14 protein-coding genes and 1 tRNA gene are annotated in these 14,195 nt (G+C 63.4%); 7 read left to right on the forward strand and 8 right to left on the reverse strand.

All coding sequences use genetic code 11. The features are described from left to right. Nucleotides 1–37: 37 nt before the first annotated feature. From codA to V3H56_RS09070, 4 genes are all read right to left on the reverse strand, one after another. The gene (gene codA / locus V3H56_RS09055) at nucleotides 38–1,285 is read right to left on the reverse strand and encodes a cytosine deaminase (RefSeq protein WP_123578632.1); all 1,248 of its coding nucleotides are present in this window, start codon (nucleotides 1,283–1,285) and stop codon (nucleotides 38–40) included. A 128-nt stretch (nucleotides 1,286–1,413) separates the two neighbouring features. Continuing rightward, nucleotides 1,414–2,265 carry an alpha/beta hydrolase gene (locus V3H56_RS09060; protein ID WP_042732206.1) on the reverse strand — a complete coding sequence of 284 codons (852 nt, stop codon included), beginning with the start codon at nucleotides 2,263–2,265 and terminating at the stop codon, nucleotides 1,414–1,416. A 214-nt stretch (nucleotides 2,266–2,479) separates the two neighbouring features. After that, the gene (gene queD / locus V3H56_RS09065) at nucleotides 2,480–2,836 is read right to left on the reverse strand and encodes a 6-carboxytetrahydropterin synthase QueD (RefSeq protein WP_003203918.1); all 357 of its coding nucleotides are present in this window, start codon (nucleotides 2,834–2,836) and stop codon (nucleotides 2,480–2,482) included. An 83-nt stretch (nucleotides 2,837–2,919) separates the two neighbouring features. Continuing rightward, nucleotides 2,920–3,999 (reverse strand): hypothetical protein, encoded by a 1,080-nt coding sequence (locus tag V3H56_RS09070; protein WP_042728341.1) that lies wholly within the window; start codon nucleotides 3,997–3,999, stop codon nucleotides 2,920–2,922. A 241-nt stretch (nucleotides 4,000–4,240) separates the two neighbouring features. On the opposite strand from V3H56_RS09070, the gene V3H56_RS09075 reads away from it, so the two are divergent. From V3H56_RS09075 to V3H56_RS09100, 6 genes are all read left to right on the forward strand, one after another. Beyond that, nucleotides 4,241–4,549: a PepSY domain-containing protein gene (locus V3H56_RS09075; protein WP_042728342.1), complete on the forward strand. Its 309-nt coding sequence runs from the start codon at nucleotides 4,241–4,243 to the stop codon at nucleotides 4,547–4,549. Beyond that, nucleotides 4,549–4,860: a PepSY domain-containing protein gene (locus tag V3H56_RS09080; protein ID WP_042728343.1), complete on the forward strand. Its 312-nt coding sequence runs from the start codon at nucleotides 4,549–4,551 to the stop codon at nucleotides 4,858–4,860. Before V3H56_RS09075 ends, V3H56_RS09080 begins: the two co-directional genes overlap by 1 nt. Continuing rightward, nucleotides 4,860–5,528, forward strand: coding sequence for a response regulator transcription factor (locus tag V3H56_RS09085; RefSeq protein WP_042728344.1), 669 nt, complete (start codon nucleotides 4,860–4,862; stop codon nucleotides 5,526–5,528). Before V3H56_RS09080 ends, V3H56_RS09085 begins: the two co-directional genes overlap by 1 nt. 10 nt (nucleotides 5,529–5,538) lie before the next feature. After that, a complete protein-coding gene (locus V3H56_RS09090) occupies nucleotides 5,539–6,852 on the forward strand; it encodes a sensor histidine kinase (RefSeq protein WP_042728345.1) in 1,314 nt (437 codons plus the stop codon). 361 nt (nucleotides 6,853–7,213) lie between these two features. Beyond that, nucleotides 7,214–8,530 (forward strand): Na+/H+ antiporter NhaC family protein, encoded by a 1,317-nt coding sequence (locus V3H56_RS09095; protein ID WP_161796091.1) that lies wholly within the window; start codon nucleotides 7,214–7,216, stop codon nucleotides 8,528–8,530. A 258-nt stretch (nucleotides 8,531–8,788) separates the two neighbouring features. Further along, nucleotides 8,789–10,468: a methyl-accepting chemotaxis protein gene (locus tag V3H56_RS09100; RefSeq protein ID WP_042728347.1), complete on the forward strand. Its 1,680-nt coding sequence runs from the start codon at nucleotides 8,789–8,791 to the stop codon at nucleotides 10,466–10,468. Nucleotides 10,469–10,710: 242 nt separating this feature from the next. Here V3H56_RS09100 and yegQ read toward each other — a convergent pair whose 3' ends face one another. Then, nucleotides 10,711–12,036, reverse strand: coding sequence for a tRNA 5-hydroxyuridine modification protein YegQ (gene yegQ, locus V3H56_RS09105; protein WP_338474508.1), 1,326 nt, complete (start codon nucleotides 12,034–12,036; stop codon nucleotides 10,711–10,713). Between the two features lie 147 nt (nucleotides 12,037–12,183). Between yegQ and V3H56_RS09110 the strand changes: the two genes are divergently transcribed. After that, nucleotides 12,184–13,245, forward strand: coding sequence for an AI-2E family transporter (locus tag V3H56_RS09110; protein ID WP_042728349.1), 1,062 nt, complete (start codon nucleotides 12,184–12,186; stop codon nucleotides 13,243–13,245). Here V3H56_RS09110 and V3H56_RS09115 read toward each other — a convergent pair. The 3 genes from V3H56_RS09115 to V3H56_RS09125 form a co-directional block, all read right to left on the reverse strand. Then, nucleotides 13,242–13,424: a hypothetical protein gene (locus V3H56_RS09115; protein ID WP_042728350.1), complete on the reverse strand. Its 183-nt coding sequence runs from the start codon at nucleotides 13,422–13,424 to the stop codon at nucleotides 13,242–13,244. The two genes, V3H56_RS09110 and V3H56_RS09115, sit on opposite strands and share 4 nt — an antisense overlap. A gap of 88 nt (nucleotides 13,425–13,512) precedes the next feature. Next, nucleotides 13,513–13,707: a hypothetical protein gene (locus tag V3H56_RS09120; protein WP_042728351.1), complete on the reverse strand. Its 195-nt coding sequence runs from the start codon at nucleotides 13,705–13,707 to the stop codon at nucleotides 13,513–13,515. 245 nt (nucleotides 13,708–13,952) lie between these two features. Then, nucleotides 13,953–14,028 (reverse strand) — tRNA-Asn (locus V3H56_RS09125). Nucleotides 14,029–14,195 lie beyond the last annotated feature (167 nt).

Consider the following 14,195-nt stretch of genomic DNA (forward strand, 5'->3'; position numbering starts at 1 on the left):
CGCGAGCAAGCTCGCTCCCACGGGACGGCATCAGAGGTCAGTCCAACTGCGTTCCGAATTCCACCACCGGCATCTGCCGCTTCATCAGCACTTCACCCTGGCGAATCGAGTAGAGCGGCAGGCCCTGGCTGCGGATCACTTCGTAGTCACTGTCGGCCGAGAGGATCAGCAGGTTCGCCGGCCGCCCGGGTTCCAGCCCGTAGCGCTCGCCCAGGGCCATGGCCTTGGCGCTGTTGTCGGTGACCAGGTCGAGGGCGCTCTGCAGGTTGCGGTAGCCGAGCATGTGGCAGATGTGCAGCCCGGCTTCCAGTACCCGCAGGATGTTGCCGTTGCCCAGGGGGTACCACGGGTCGACGATCGAATCCTGGCCGAAGCACACGTTCATCCCGGCTTCGAGCAGTTCGTTGACCCGCGTGACGCCGCGGCGCTTGGGAAAGGTGTCGAAGCGGCCTTGCAGGTGGATGCTCTCGGTGGGGCAGGACACGAAGCTGATGCCCGAGTGCCCGAGCAGCCGGAACAGTTTGGCGCAGTAGGCGTTGTCGTAGGAGCCCATGGCGGTGGTGTGGCTGGCGGTGACCCGAGCGCCCATGTCGCGGCTGCGAGCTTCCTCGGCCAGCACTTCGAGGAAGCGCGAGTGCGGGTCGTCGGTTTCGTCGCAATGCACATCCACCAGGCAACCGGTGCGTTCGGCCAGGTCCATCAAAAATTTCACCGAACTGACGCCCTGGTCGCGGGTGTACTCGAAGTGCGGGATGCCCCCCACCACGTCGGCGCCCATGCGGATCGCTTCTTCCATCAACTCGCGGCCGTTGCGGTAGGACTCGATGCCTTCCTGGGGGAACGCGACGATTTGCATGTCGACCAAATGGCGGTTCTCTTCGCGCACCTGCAACATCGCCTTGAGGGCGGTGAGCTGGGGATCGGTGACATCGACGTGGGTGCGCACATGCTGAATGCCGTGGGCGGCGAGGGCCTGGAGGGTTTTGCGCGCGCGGGTCCGGGTGTCTTCCTCGGTGATGGTGGCCTTGCGTTCGCCCCAGCACTCGATGCCTTCGAACAGCGTGCCGCTCATGTTCCAGCGCGGCTCGCCGGCGGTGAGGGTGGCGTCCAGGTGAATGTGCGGCTCGACGAAGGGCGGCACCACCAGGTTACCGCCAGCATCGAGGTCCTGGGGGCCCAGGCTGGGGGCCTCGGTCTGGCGGGCGATGCTGGCAATCAGGCCATTTTCCAGGTGCAGTTCATGCAAGCCTTCGTGGTTGCGCAGGCGGGCGTTGATGATGTGCATCAGGCGAGTCCCTTTCAGAGGTCTTGGAGTGGCGCGTCAGCGGAGCGAGCCCCCATGGCGCTGATCAATAGCACATACGCCAGAGAGTGGCGAGTGCCCTTTACGGCAGTACATCGCGCGCGCGACGGTCAGCCCCGCGTCCCGGACACCGGGGTGTCCGCATTGGCGCCTATATATCGCAACACCGCGGCCACGATCGCCTCTGGCGCGTCCTCCTGGACAAGGTGCCCGGCATTGGGGACGGGCAGCAGTTGTGCGCCCGGAATCAACCGTTGCAGGGCCTGGCCGCGTTCGATGGGGATCCATTGGTCATTCTCTCCCCAGAGAATCTGCGTCGGGCAACGTACGCTGGTGTACAACCCCTCGACTTCGCGGGTGTAGCGCTCGTCCATTTGCGCGATCTGCCGATAGAACGCCGCCTGGCCGGTCTCGCCGAGCCAGGGCTGGACGTAGGGCGCCAGCTCCCGGTCCGGGATGTCCCGTTCGATCGCGCCGCGGATATAGGTCGGCACGATGGCCCGCTGGATGTAATCGGGCAGGCCGCTAAAGGCCGCTTCGTGCTGACGAACGTGCTGCACGAAAGGCGAGCCCCAGGGCGATAGCGCCACCGGGTCGATCAGCGTCAGGCTGCGGTAGTTCTTACCATTGAGCAGATGCGTGCGCAGCGCGGTGGCGCCGCCGAAGTCATGGGCCACCACATCCGGGCAGTCCAAGCCCCAGTGCGCCAGCAACTGCGCGAGCAATGGGTTCTGCACGCCGAGGGACACATCGGCATCGGGTTGCGCGGATTGGCCGTAGCCCAACAGGTCGAAGTAATGCACCCGGTGAGTGGAAAAGAAGAGTGGGGCGATCCGGTGCCACACATAGGACGAGAAGGGCGTTCCATGGACAAACACCAGCGGTGGCCCGTCACCCTGGATGGCGTAGCGAATGGAATGTCCGTTGAAGTCGTATACCTGATCCAGCTGCCAGTCGGTCATGGTCGATGCTCCGCCGAGAAGGGTTCAGGGGGTAGAGCATAGGCCAATGCAGGATGGCAGGAGCACAGTTGTGGCGAGGGAGCTTGCTCCCGTTGGGCTGCGCAGCAGCCCCGAAAGCGGCGACAACGATCGACCTGACGATGCAGCCCCAGGCTTAAGGGCCGCTTCGCGGCCCAGCGGGAGCAAGCTCCCTCGCCACGGGAACAGCGTGGGGTCACTCGCCGTGATAGATGCAGCCGCTGGTGCAGGTTTCATGGATGCGAATCGCGCTGAGTTCCGGCAGCAATGGCTTCAGCTCGTTCCAGATCCACTTGGCCAGGACTTCGCTGGTGGGGTTTTCCAGGCCGGGGATGTCATTGAGGTAGTTGTGGTCCAGACGCTCGTAGAGCGGCTTGAAGATCGCCTTGATCTCTGAAAAGTCGCGGATCCACCCGGTATGCGGGTCGATGTCGCCGCTCAGGTGGATCGCCACCTTGAACGAATGCCCGTGAAGGCGCCCGCACTTGTGGCCGTCCGGCACGTGGGGCAGGCGGTGGGCGGATTCGAAGGTGAATTCTTTGAAAATTTCCACAGGTTCGGGCTCTTTGAAAGATCAGTCGCGAGGCAGGCGGCGCAGTTTATCAGGTTGCCAACGGTGGTGCGCGGCCATGCTGACTAAAGGGTCAGCAATCGCTCGGCCAGGCCACCGTTGGCGATCAGCTCGAGAAACTCGTCACCGAGGCGGCGACTCTCGTCCATCGCCTTGCGCCAGTAGGTGCGGCGGCTCGGGTCATCGCCCATGAAACGCTTGAAATCGTTACGGTCTGGCAGTTTACCGTAGGGCAGGCGAGCCAGGTATTCCCGTGACGGCGCCAGTAACAGCACGTCCTGCAGGCGTTCGACGCTGGCCCGACGCCAGGGCAGGCCTTTGTCGAACCAGCCGGGGATGACCCGGTCGGTGAAGTGCGGGTACAGCACGATGTCGTTGCCGCTGTAGGGCAGGTCGAGGTGATAATCCAGCAGGCCACCGTCGCGGTAGGTGCCGGCGCCGGCACCGGGCAGGTCGCGCACCCCCTGCATCACCATCGGGATCGAGCCCGATGCCAGCAGCGCTTGGCGCAGGTTCGAGGCGTCCAGCGGCACGAAGCGGGACGGAAAGTCCTCCAGCGGATGCAGCGGCGGAGCCCGGCGCGGGTCGTGGATGATCAGGCGTTCGAAGTGCCTTGAAAGCCTTGCACGGCCGCGCAGGTTGTCGGCAATCACCGACGATAACCCCAGGCCCAGTCGCCCGCGATGGTCCTGTGCCAGCCAGCCGTGGCTCTTGACCACCATGATGTTGAGCCGGTAGTGCGGGGTTTCGAGGATCGTGTTGTCGCGGCCTTCGAGCAGGTCGTCGAGCATGCGTTGCGAGCTCTGGCTGACGCCGGCCATGGTCACGCCCTTGGCGAAGCTCTGTTCGTTGTACAAGGTGCCCAGGCGTCGGATTCCCTCGGCGGCATCCGGCAGGCAGGCACTGGCGAAGCGCCAGGAACCCACCGAGGCCCCGATCAGCGAGCGTTCCCGGGGCGCGGCAGGCAGCCACTCGCCGAACAGCGCCAGGTCCAGCCCCTGGATCCCCAGGGCTTTCGGGCCCCCGGCGGCACCTGGCAACGTGCCGACGTCGGCGGCATTCAGGCCGGCCTGGCGGATGCGTGCGAGCGCACGAGGGCCGGCCTTGAGGGTGAGGGCGGGGAACTTGATGTGGATGGCTGTCATACCGGTCTCGTGACTTGGGCAAGCGAAGGATTATAGCGACACACTCTATCTGTGGGAGCGGGCTTGCTCGCGAATGGGGTGGGCCAGCTTGCATCGATGTTGGATGTACTGACGCCTTTGCGAGCAAGCCCGCTCCCACAGGGATCGCGACTTTGACCTGGGTTCGATGATGGCAATTCAGTTTCAGTTAAGTTCACCCCGATACAGTTCCAAGGTGACGACTATAAAAAGGAGACAACCCATGAACCGCCTGACTGCCTTATTCATCGCGACCCTCATGGCCTTCAACGCGGGCCTGGCTCACGCTCGCGACTTGGGGGCCGATGAGTCCCGCAAGCTGCAAGACGCTGGTACCATCCTGAGCTTTGAAAAACTCGACGCCGCCGCCCTGGCCGAACACCCGGGTGCCACCGTCACCGACTCCGAGTTGGAAGAAGAGTACGGCAAGTACATTTACCAGGTGGAGCTGCGCGATCCCAAAGGCATCGACTGGGACCTGGAATTGGACGCCGTCACCGGCAAGGTACTCAAGAATCATCAGGATACGTAATGAAGCTTAATTTACGCGCCCGCAGCCGCTGGGCGCTGGCGCTGCTGGCGGTCTGTTCGGTGGTGGTGGCCCGGGACCTGGACCAGGACGAAGCCCTGCACCTGCGTCAGCAGGGCGTGATCCTGCCGCTGGAGCAACTGCTGCAACAGGCGCTGGACCTTCATCCCGGGGCCAAGCTGCTGGAGGCCGAGCTGGAAGAAAAGCACGGCGTCTATATTTACGAGGTCGAGCTGCTGGACACCGACGGCGTCGTGCGCGAACTGGACCTGGAGGCCGCGACCGGCCGTTTACTCAAAGATAAGGAAGACTGATGCGCCTGCTTCTGGTGGAAGATCACGTTCCCTTGGCCGACGAGTTGATGGCCGGGCTGACACGGCAGGGCTACGCCGTCGATTGGCTCGCCGATGGGCGCGACGCGGTGTATCAAGGCAGCAGCGAGCCCTATGACCTGATCATCCTCGACCTGGGCCTGCCGGGCGTGCCGGGCCTCGAAGTACTGGCTCAATGGCGTGCCGGGGGCCTGGCCACGCCGGTGCTGATCCTGACCGCGCGCGGTTCGTGGGCCGAGCGCATCGAAGGCCTCAAGGCCGGGGCCGACGATTACCTGACCAAGCCTTTTCATCCCGAAGAACTGCACCTGCGGATCCAGGCGCTGCTGCGTCGCTCCCATGGCCAGTTCAACCAGCCGACGCTCCAGGCCGCCGGGCTGCACTTGGACGAGGGGCGTCAATGCGTGATCCGCGACGGCACCGACATCCAGTTGACCGCCGCCGAGTTTCGGCTGCTGCGCTATTTCATGCTGCACCCCGAGCAGATCCTGTCCAAGAGTCATCTCGCCGAGCACCTGTACGACGGTGAAACCGAGCGCGATTCCAATGTGCTGGAGGTCCACGTCAATCACTTGCGACGCAAACTGGGCCGCAGCGTGATCGAAACCCGTCGTGGCCAGGGTTACCTGTTCGGCGGGCAGGCCCAATGAGCGACCTGCCGTGAGATCCATCCAGCGCCGCCTGAGCCTGGGCCTGATCGGTGTGATGGTGGTGGTGGGCCTGGTCCTGGCCCAAACCAGCCTCTGGCTGTTCGAGTTGGGTTTGCAGCGTTACCTGGAAGCCGGGCTGCGCAACGACAGCGAGAACCTGCTGGTGGCGCTGGTGCGTGGTCCGCAGGGCCTGCAACTGGATGAGCGACGCTTGTCGCCGGCCTACCAGCGGCCGTTTTCCGGGCATTATTTCCGCATCGACTTTGCCGATGCCCACTGGCGCTCCCGCTCGCTGTGGGACCAGGAACTGCCCCGGCTCGACCATCCGGGCCTGCACAGCAACCTGCAACTGGGCCCCGATGGCCAGAAGCTGCTGGTGCTGCGTACCGACTACCGGCGCCTGGGCCAGGCGATCTCCATCAGCGTCGCCCAGGACTACACCCCGGTACGTGACAGTTTCCGCCGGATGCAACAGATCGGCCTGGGCCTGGGGTTGGCGGGGCTGCTGCTGATCCTGTTGCTGCAACGCCTCACCGTGCGCCGGGCCTTGCGCCCGCTGGACCGGGCCCGGGAGCAGATTGCGCAGTTGCAACGCGGCCAGCGTTCGCAGCTCGACGAGCAGGTCCCGCGCGAACTGGAACCGCTGGTGGCGCAGATCAACCATCTGCTGGCCCACACCGAGGACAGCCTCAAGCGTTCGCGCAATGCCCTGGGCAATCTCGGCCATGCCTTGAAAACACCCTTGGCGGTGCTGCAGAGCCTGGCGTCGAACGAGAAACTCGATCCACACCCCGAGTTGCGCAAGCTGTTGCTTGAGCAACTCGAACAGGTACGCCAGCGCCTGAACCGTGAGCTCAATCGCGCCCGGTTGGCCGGCGATGCGTTGCCCGGCGCCCACCTCGATTGCGACGCCGAACTGCCTGGCCTGCTGGCGACGCTCAATATGATCCACGGCGAACACTTGCACCTGAGTTACCTCGGCCCTCCTGGCCTGCACCTGCCATGGGATCGCGAGGACCTGCTGGAACTGCTGGGCAACCTGCTGGATAACGCCTGCAAATGGGCCGACGCCGAAGTGCGCCTAACGGTGACCGAGACGGCCGGGGGATTCAGCCTGGCCGTGGAAGACGACGGCCCAGGCATCCCTGAAGACCGCCGCGACCAAGTGTTCAGCCGCGGCACACGGCTGGATGAACAGACCGATGGCCACGGCCTCGGGCTGGGGATCGTGCGCGACATCGTCGACAGCTGGGGCGGCAGGCTGGTGTTGGACGCCAGTGAGTGGGGTGGGTTGAAGGTAGTGATAGAACTGTCCAAGCGCTGAAGCCTGCACTTGCCCCTGTGGGAGCGGGCTTGCCCTTTGTGGCTGGCACAAATCCCCCTGTGGGAGCGGGCTTGCCCTTTGTGGCTGGCACAAATCCCTCTGTGGGAGCGGGCTTGCCCGCGAAAGCGCAGTGTCAGTCATGAATGTTTAGCTGATACACCGCCTTCGCGGGCAAGCCCGCTCCCACATTTGACTGAGGCAGGCCGGCGCTTTGTGGCTGGCACAAATTCCCTGTGGGAGCTAGCCAGCCCGCTCCCACAGCTTGAAACCACCTTGGCCCTTGCAGCTTGCCGCCGCTTCCTGCAAAGTCGCGCCCTTTTTGTCCGGTGGCTTTCCATCGCTGTGCTTTGAGGTAACGATGATAAATGCAGTAATTGCCGCGGTTGGCATCATGCTGGTGCTCAGCTTGTCTCGTGTGCATGTGGTAATCGCGCTGATCATTGGCGCGCTGGTGGGGGGCTTGACCGGGGGCTTGGGCATCGACGCGACGCTCAAGGCGTTCAACGCCGGCCTTGGGGGCGGTGCGACGGTGGCGCTGTCCTACGCGTTGCTCGGCGCGTTCGCCGTGGCGATTGCCAAATCCGGCATGGCCCACGCCCTGGCGGACAAAGCCCTGGCCATGGTGGACCGTCAGGACGCCGCCGGCGGGTCCGGCGTCAAATGGGTCTTGATCGGCCTGTTGGGCACCGTCGCGGTCGCCTCGCAGAACATCCTGCCGATCCACATCGCCTTCATCCCGCTGCTGGTGCCGCCGCTGCTCTATGTGCTGACCAAGCTGCAACTCGATCGCCGGTTGATCGCCTGCGTCATGACCTTCGGCCTGATCACTCCCTACATGTTTTTGCCGGTGGGCTTTGGCAACATCTTTCTCAATGAAATCCTGCTCGCCAACATTGCCCGCAGCGGTGTGGACGTCAGCGGCATCAACGTCACCCACGCCATGGGCATCCCGGCGTTGGGCATGGTGTTCGGCTTGTTGCTGTCGTTGTTCAGCTACCGCAAGAAACGCGTCTACGACCTGAAGAAAATCGCCCGGGTCGAGCAAGTGGCGGTGCGCTACAACCCGATGAGCCTGATGGTGGCCGGGTTGGCCGTGGCGGCGGCGTTCGCCATCCAGTTGCTGGTGGACTCGATGATCATCGGTGCCCTGGTCGGCTTCCTGATTTTCTCCCTGTCGGGCGTGGTGCGCTGGCGTGAGACCGACGACCTGTTCACCGAAGGCATGAAGATGATGGCGATGATCGGTTTCATCATGATCGCCGCCTCGGGGTTTGCCGAAGTGATGAAGGCCACGGGTGAAGTCCAGAGCCTGGTGGAGGCCTCGGCGGCCTGGATCGGCCATAACAAGGGGATCGGTGCGCTGATGATGCTGCTGGTCGGGCTGCTGGTGACCATGGGGATCGGTTCGTCGTTCTCCACGGTGCCGATCCTCGCGACGATCTTCGTGCCGCTGTGCCTGCAACTGGGCTTCAGCCCACTGGCGATCGTCTGCATCGTCGGCACCGCCGGTGCCCTGGGCGATGCCGGCTCGCCCGCCTCGGACTCGACCCTGGGCCCGACCTCCGGCCTGAACATCGACGGCCAGCACCATCATATCTGGGACACGGTGGTCCCGACCTTCATCCACTACAACCTGCCCTTGCTGGCGTTTGGTTGGGTGGCGGCGATGGTGTTGTAAGGGATATTCAAACAGGCTCAGGACCGAGCCGAACCCTTCGCGAGCAAGCCCGCTCCCACAAAAGATCTGCTGTGAACACCCAATAGGTGCTGCCAGCAGTCCAGTGTGGGAGCGGGCTTGCTCGCGAAGAGGCCATTAAATCCGATGACAAATCGGTAGACCATTCGCGCCAAGCTTTTTCACCTTGTCCTACAGTTTTGCCGTGCGCTGCCGCTAACCCAGCTAACCACGCCAATAACACCAACAAGAGTGAACAGCATGCGCCTGAGCCTGAAGGCTAAAGTCCTGTCCCTGGCAATACTGCCGGTCCTGTTGTCTGCGGTGATCATCAGCCTGACCACGGCCTTCATCCTCACGGAGCAGGCCGGCAAAGAGGTGCAGCAGACGCGCGAACGCCTGCTCGCGGAGGCCAAGGCGACGCTGCAGAACTACGTGGCGGTGGGGTTGACCGCCATCAAGCCGCTGTACGATGCCGCCGCTGCCGGTGACAACGAGGCGCGGGCCCAGGCGATCAAGCTCCTGTCGAACATCAGCTACGGCAAGGACGGCTACTTCTTCGGCTACGACTCCGAGACCGTGCGCCTGTTCAAGGCCAACAGCGCCGACGGCGTGGGCAAGAGTTTCAAGGACAACCGCGATCCCAACGGGGTCTACGTCAACCGTGACCTGGTGAAAGTCGCCAAGGACGGTACCCACTACCTCGAATACAGCTCGCCACTGCCCAACAGCCAGGAACTGGTGCCCAAGCTCGGCTACACCGAATACCTGCCCAAGTGGGACATGGCGGTCGGTAGCTCGGTCAACCTGGACGGCATCGAAGCCCAGGTCGCCCTGGTGGAGACCAAGGTCCATGAACGCGTGCAGGGCGTGATCCTGAGCATCGTCGGCATCGCCGCCGTGGTGTTGCTGGTGATTGCCGTGGTGGGCCTGCTGCTGGCGAACACCATCCTGCGGCCGCTGCACCTGATGAAGGACAACCTCGATGACATCGCGGCGGGCGAGGGCGACCTGACCCGGCGCCTGGCGATCACCAGCCAGGATGAGCTCGGCCAACTGGCCGGTTCGTTCAACCGCTTCGTCGACAAGATCCACGGCCTGGTGCGGCAGATCACCGACATGACCTCGCAACTGACCGGGCTGGTGACGCAAGTGTCCGAGCAGGCCCAGCGCTCGGAGCAGGCCATGGAGCGCCAGCGCCACGAAACCGACCAGGTCGCCACGGCGATCAACGAAATGTCTTCGGCCGCCCAGGAAGTGGCACGCAGCGCCCAGGGCGCGGCCGTCGCCGCCCAGCAGACTGACGAAGAAGGCCAGTCGGCCAAGCGCGTGGTGGCCGGTAGCATCCAGCAGATTCATGCGTTGGTGAACGATATCCGCAGCAGCGGCGTGTCCCTGGACAGCCTGCAACAGGACGTGTCCTCGATCGTCAGCGTGCTCGGGGTGATTCGTTCGATTGCCGAGCAGACCAACCTGCTGGCCCTCAACGCCGCCATCGAGGCCGCGCGTGCCGGGGAGGCGGGGCGTGGCTTCGCGGTGGTGGCCGATGAAGTGCGGGCCCTGGCCAGCCGGACCCAGCAAAGCACCCAGGAAATCCAGGGCATGATCGACCGCCTGCAATCAGGCACCCATGCTGCCGTGGAGGCGATGCGCCGCTCCAGCGAGGCCGGCGACGGCACGTCGGTGCGGGCCAACGAGGCGGGCGCGTCCCTGGACACCATGGCGCAGTTGATCGGCACCATCAACTCGATGAACGCCCAGATCGCCAGTGCCGCCGAAGAGCAGACCGCGGTGGCCGAGGAAATCAACCGCAGCGTGCATCAGATCGCCGTCGCGGTGGACAATGTTGCCGACGAAACCCAGCTCGGCGCCCAGACCTCCCGCAGCCTCAACGAGCTGGGCCAGCGCCTGGGCAAATTGGTCGGCCAGTTCCGCATCTGACCGGCTGGAGCTGCCGAAGGCTGCGATCTTTCGCGCCCGATCCAGATGTGACGCCCGGGCAGCCGGGCCCTATCGGTCGGGGAGGATCGCAGCCTTCGGCAGTTCCTGTCGCGGTCCAACGGCTGCACCGGGTCCCCTGTGGGAGCGAGCTTGCTCGCGATAGCGGTGGGTCAGTCACTGGAGTGTTGCCTGGACAGCCGCTATCGCGAGCAAGCTCGCTCCCACAGGGGCAACTGTAATCGCTAGCGTGCCTGCACATCCCGCATCAACAACCCGAACTGCAGGTCCACCGCATCTGGAATCGGCACATACACCACGTGCCCGTCCCCCGGTGCGACGTCGATGCCCTGGCCTTTGATGTCCTGCAACTGGTGCAGGTCGAAATGAAAGTTGCCCTTGGGGGTCATCAGTTCCAGATGGTCTCCCAGGCCGAAGCGGTTCTTCACCCGCACTTCGGCCAGGCGCTCGCGCCGTTCGCCGGTCAGCTCGCCGACGAATTGCTGGCGCGCCGACACCGAACTGCCGTTCTGGTAGTTCTGATACTCATCATGCACATGGCGTCGCAGGAAACCTTCGGTGTAGCCGCGTTGGGCCAGGGATTCCAGGTCGGTCATCAAGGTGCGGTCGAAGTCGCGGCCGGACACCGCGTCATCAATGGCCCGGCGGTACACCTGGGTGGTGCGGGCGCAATAGAAGTGCGACTTGGTGCGGCCTTCGATTTTCAGTGAGTGCACGCCCATCCGCGCCAGCCGGTCGACGTGCTGCACGGCACGCAGGTCCTTAGCGTTCATGATGTAAGTGCCGTGCTCGTCCTCGAAGGCCGGCATGGATTCCTCCGGCCGGTTCGCCTCCTGGAGCAGGAACACCTGGTCGGTGGGGGCACCGATGCCCAGGGTCGGCTCGGGCGTATAGGTTTGCACGATGTCGCCCACCAGGTTCTCGGTGGCCGGCTGCGCCGAATACTTCCAGCGGCAAGCGTTGGTGCAACTGCCCTGATTGGCGTCGCGCCGGTTCAGGTAGCCCGACAGCAGGCAGCGCCCCGAATAAGCCATGCACAACGCACCATGGACGAAGACCTCCAGTTCCATGGCCGGCACCTGCTGGCGGATCTCGGCGATTTCCTCCAGGGACAACTCTCGGGACAGGATGATCCGGCTCAAGCCCTGTTGCTGCCAGAACTCGACGCTCGCCCAGTTCACGGTATTGGCCTGCACCGACAAGTGGATGGGCATCTGCGGGAAATGCCGGCGTACCAGCATGATCAACCCCGGGTCGGACATGATCAGCGCGTCCGGCGCCATGGCGATCACCGGCTCCAGGTCTTTGAGGAAGGTCCGCAGCTTGGCGTTGTGCGGGGCGATGTTCACCACCACGTAGAAGTGCTTACCCATGGCTTGGGCTTCGCGTATCCCCAGGGCCAGGTTCGCGTGGTCGAATTCGTTGTTGCGCACCCGCAGGCTGTAGCGCGGTTGGCCGGCGTACACCGCGTCCGCCCCGTAGGCGAAGGCATAGCGCATGTTCTTCAGGGTGCCGGCGGGGGCGAGCAGTTCAGGGGCGGCGAGGGTCATGGTGGCGTCGGTCGCAAAAAGCGGCGAGGGTACGCCACGCCGGACCGGGCCTTATTGATGTGGATCAAGGCACAAGCGCAGAACCGACGGCACTCCGGCGATTCCTGGCTGACTAATGTGTAACCCGCCTCAGGACATGGAAAGCTGATGAATCGAAAGATGCTGCAAAACAAATCCCAGATGCTGTTACTGGTCCTGGTCACCCTGGCTTTCATCTGGATCCTGTTGCCATTCTACGGCGCGGTGTTTTGGGCGGTGATCCTGGGCATCGTCTTTGCGCCGATGCAACGGCGGCTGCAACTGAAGTTCGGCTGGCAGCGCAACGTCACCTCGTTGTTCACCCTGAGCACGTGCGTGGTGATCGCGATTTTGCCGGTGATCGTCATCGGCTTGCTGCTGGTCCAGGAAGGCGCGGCGCTGTACAAGAGCCTGGAGAGCGGAGAGCTGGACATTGCCGATTACCTGGCCCGCTTCAAGGATGCGTTACCACCGTACTTCCAGCACCTGCTGGACCGCTTTGGCCTGGGCAACCTCAATGGCCTGCGTGACAAGATCGTCAAGAGCGCCATGCAAGGCAGTGAGTTCTTCGCCACCCAGGCGTTCAGCTTCGGCCAGGGCACTTTCCAGTTCCTGGTCAGCCTGTCGGTGATGCTGTACCTGCTGTTCTTCTTTCTGCGCGATGGCCCTGAGCTGGTGCGCAAGGTGCGTGCCGCGGTGCCGCTGGCCGAACACCAGAAGCGGCGCCTGCAGTTGAAATTCAACCGCGTGGTGCGGGCGACGGTGAAAGGCAACCTGCTGGTGGCGATCACCCAGGGCGCGCTGGGCGGGTTGATCTTCTGGATCCTGGGCATTCCGACGGTGCTGCCCTGGGCGGTGCTGATGGCGTTCCTGTCGCTGCTGCCAGCGGTGGGGGCGGGCCTGGTCTGGGCGCCGGTGGCCGTGTACTTCCTGCTCTCGGGGGCCATCTGGCAGGGCGTGGTGCTGATTCTGTTCGGGGTATTCGTGATCGGCCTGGTGGACAACTTCCTGCGACCGATCCTGGTGGGCAAGGACACCAAGATGCCCGACTACATGGTGCTAGTCTCGACGTTGGGCGGGCTGGCGGTGTTCGGGCTGAACGGGTTCGTGATCGGCCCGTTGATTGCCGCGTTGTTCCTGTCGTGCTGGGCGCTGTTCGTCGAAACCGCGCCTCGGGTGCAGTTGCCCTAGGCGGTCAGCAGGTACGGGCCGATGCGTTGCGACATGGCCTGGGCGGCGGGCAGTGAAGTCAGCGGGCCGCTGATGGTTACGCCATCTTGCACCAGATACCAGCAGGCCAGCAGACCGCGCTCCCTGAGCGGGGCGGGGACGGCACTGCCAATGACAGACATGATTTGAACCTTGGGCATGGGAACCTCCATCAATCGATGGGGTTACCTTACGACTCAGCCGCGGTAACGAAAAATCAACCGGCTCAATAGTGGGAATCGATGTCGCTCAATCGACCACCAGATCGAGCATGTGCACCACTTCCTGCTCATGGAGCACGCCTTTGCGCACCAGATTCTCCGCCAGCAGTGAAATGAACTTGGCGGTTCGGTGGCCTTCTAGGTGCTTGAGTTCTGTGAGCGCGTTGTAGACCTTGCTGGAAGTGCACAGGCCAACGATGCGATGGGGATTTTGCGTGGGCATAGCTTCGTCCTTGTTGTTATGAAGCTGTTGTTGACGGACAGCGTCAGTGTGCGGCACCGCCATGACGCTCACGTGACAGCCTGGGTTGCAGGAAAACAAAGCAGGATTCAGACCATAATGCCTTTTTGGCGCCGGATTATTGTTCCGGTAGCGACCTCGACGAGCTTTTTCAGCCAGCAGCGTTTTTCTTTGGCCCATGAAAAAGCCCCTGAACCTTTCGATTCAGGGGCTTTTTTATTGCTGTCTGGCTCCACGACCTGGACTCGAACCAGGGACCCAGTGATTAACAGTCACTTGCTCTACCAACTGAGCTATCGCGGAATGGCGCGTATGTTACTGATTGGAAAAGAGAAGTCAAGCTTTGGGTGATGATTGGCGCGTTGCAAGGGCGGTGAGCGGTCCATTGCTCACCTGTTACCGCTTCAGCCAGCCTTAAATGCAAGAAACAAAAAAACAATGTGGGAGCGGGCTTGCTCGCGAATACGGTG

This window comes from Pseudomonas sp. MS646, from assembly GCF_036693845.1.
GTDB lineage: Bacteria > Pseudomonadota > Gammaproteobacteria > Pseudomonadales > Pseudomonadaceae > Aquipseudomonas > Aquipseudomonas chlororaphis_E.

What these genes read in the sequence shown, in the direction of transcription:
- V3H56_RS09075 (WP_042728342.1), top strand. Translation starts at nt 4,241, where the DNA reads ATGAACCGCCTGACTGCCTTATTCATCGCGACCCTCATGGCCTTCAAC.
- V3H56_RS09115 (WP_042728350.1), bottom strand. Translation starts at nt 13,424, where the DNA reads ATGCCCAAGGTTCAAATCATGTCTGTCATTGGCAGTGCCGTCCCCGCC.
- V3H56_RS09085 (WP_042728344.1), top strand. Translation starts at nt 4,860, where the DNA reads ATGCGCCTGCTTCTGGTGGAAGATCACGTTCCCTTGGCCGACGAGTTG.
- V3H56_RS09110 (WP_042728349.1), top strand. Translation starts at nt 12,184, where the DNA reads ATGAATCGAAAGATGCTGCAAAACAAATCCCAGATGCTGTTACTGGTC.
- V3H56_RS09070 (WP_042728341.1), bottom strand. Translation starts at nt 3,999, where the DNA reads ATGACAGCCATCCACATCAAGTTCCCCGCCCTCACCCTCAAGGCCGGC.
- codA (WP_123578632.1), bottom strand. Translation starts at nt 1,285, where the DNA reads ATGCACATCATCAACGCCCGCCTGCGCAACCACGAAGGCTTGCATGAA.
- V3H56_RS09120 (WP_042728351.1), bottom strand. Translation starts at nt 13,707, where the DNA reads ATGCCCACGCAAAATCCCCATCGCATCGTTGGCCTGTGCACTTCCAGC.
- V3H56_RS09080 (WP_042728343.1), top strand. Translation starts at nt 4,549, where the DNA reads ATGAAGCTTAATTTACGCGCCCGCAGCCGCTGGGCGCTGGCGCTGCTG.
- V3H56_RS09100 (WP_042728347.1), top strand. Translation starts at nt 8,789, where the DNA reads ATGCGCCTGAGCCTGAAGGCTAAAGTCCTGTCCCTGGCAATACTGCCG.
- yegQ (WP_338474508.1), bottom strand. Translation starts at nt 12,036, where the DNA reads ATGACCCTCGCCGCCCCTGAACTGCTCGCCCCCGCCGGCACCCTGAAG.
- V3H56_RS09060 (WP_042732206.1), bottom strand. Translation starts at nt 2,265, where the DNA reads ATGACCGACTGGCAGCTGGATCAGGTATACGACTTCAACGGACATTCC.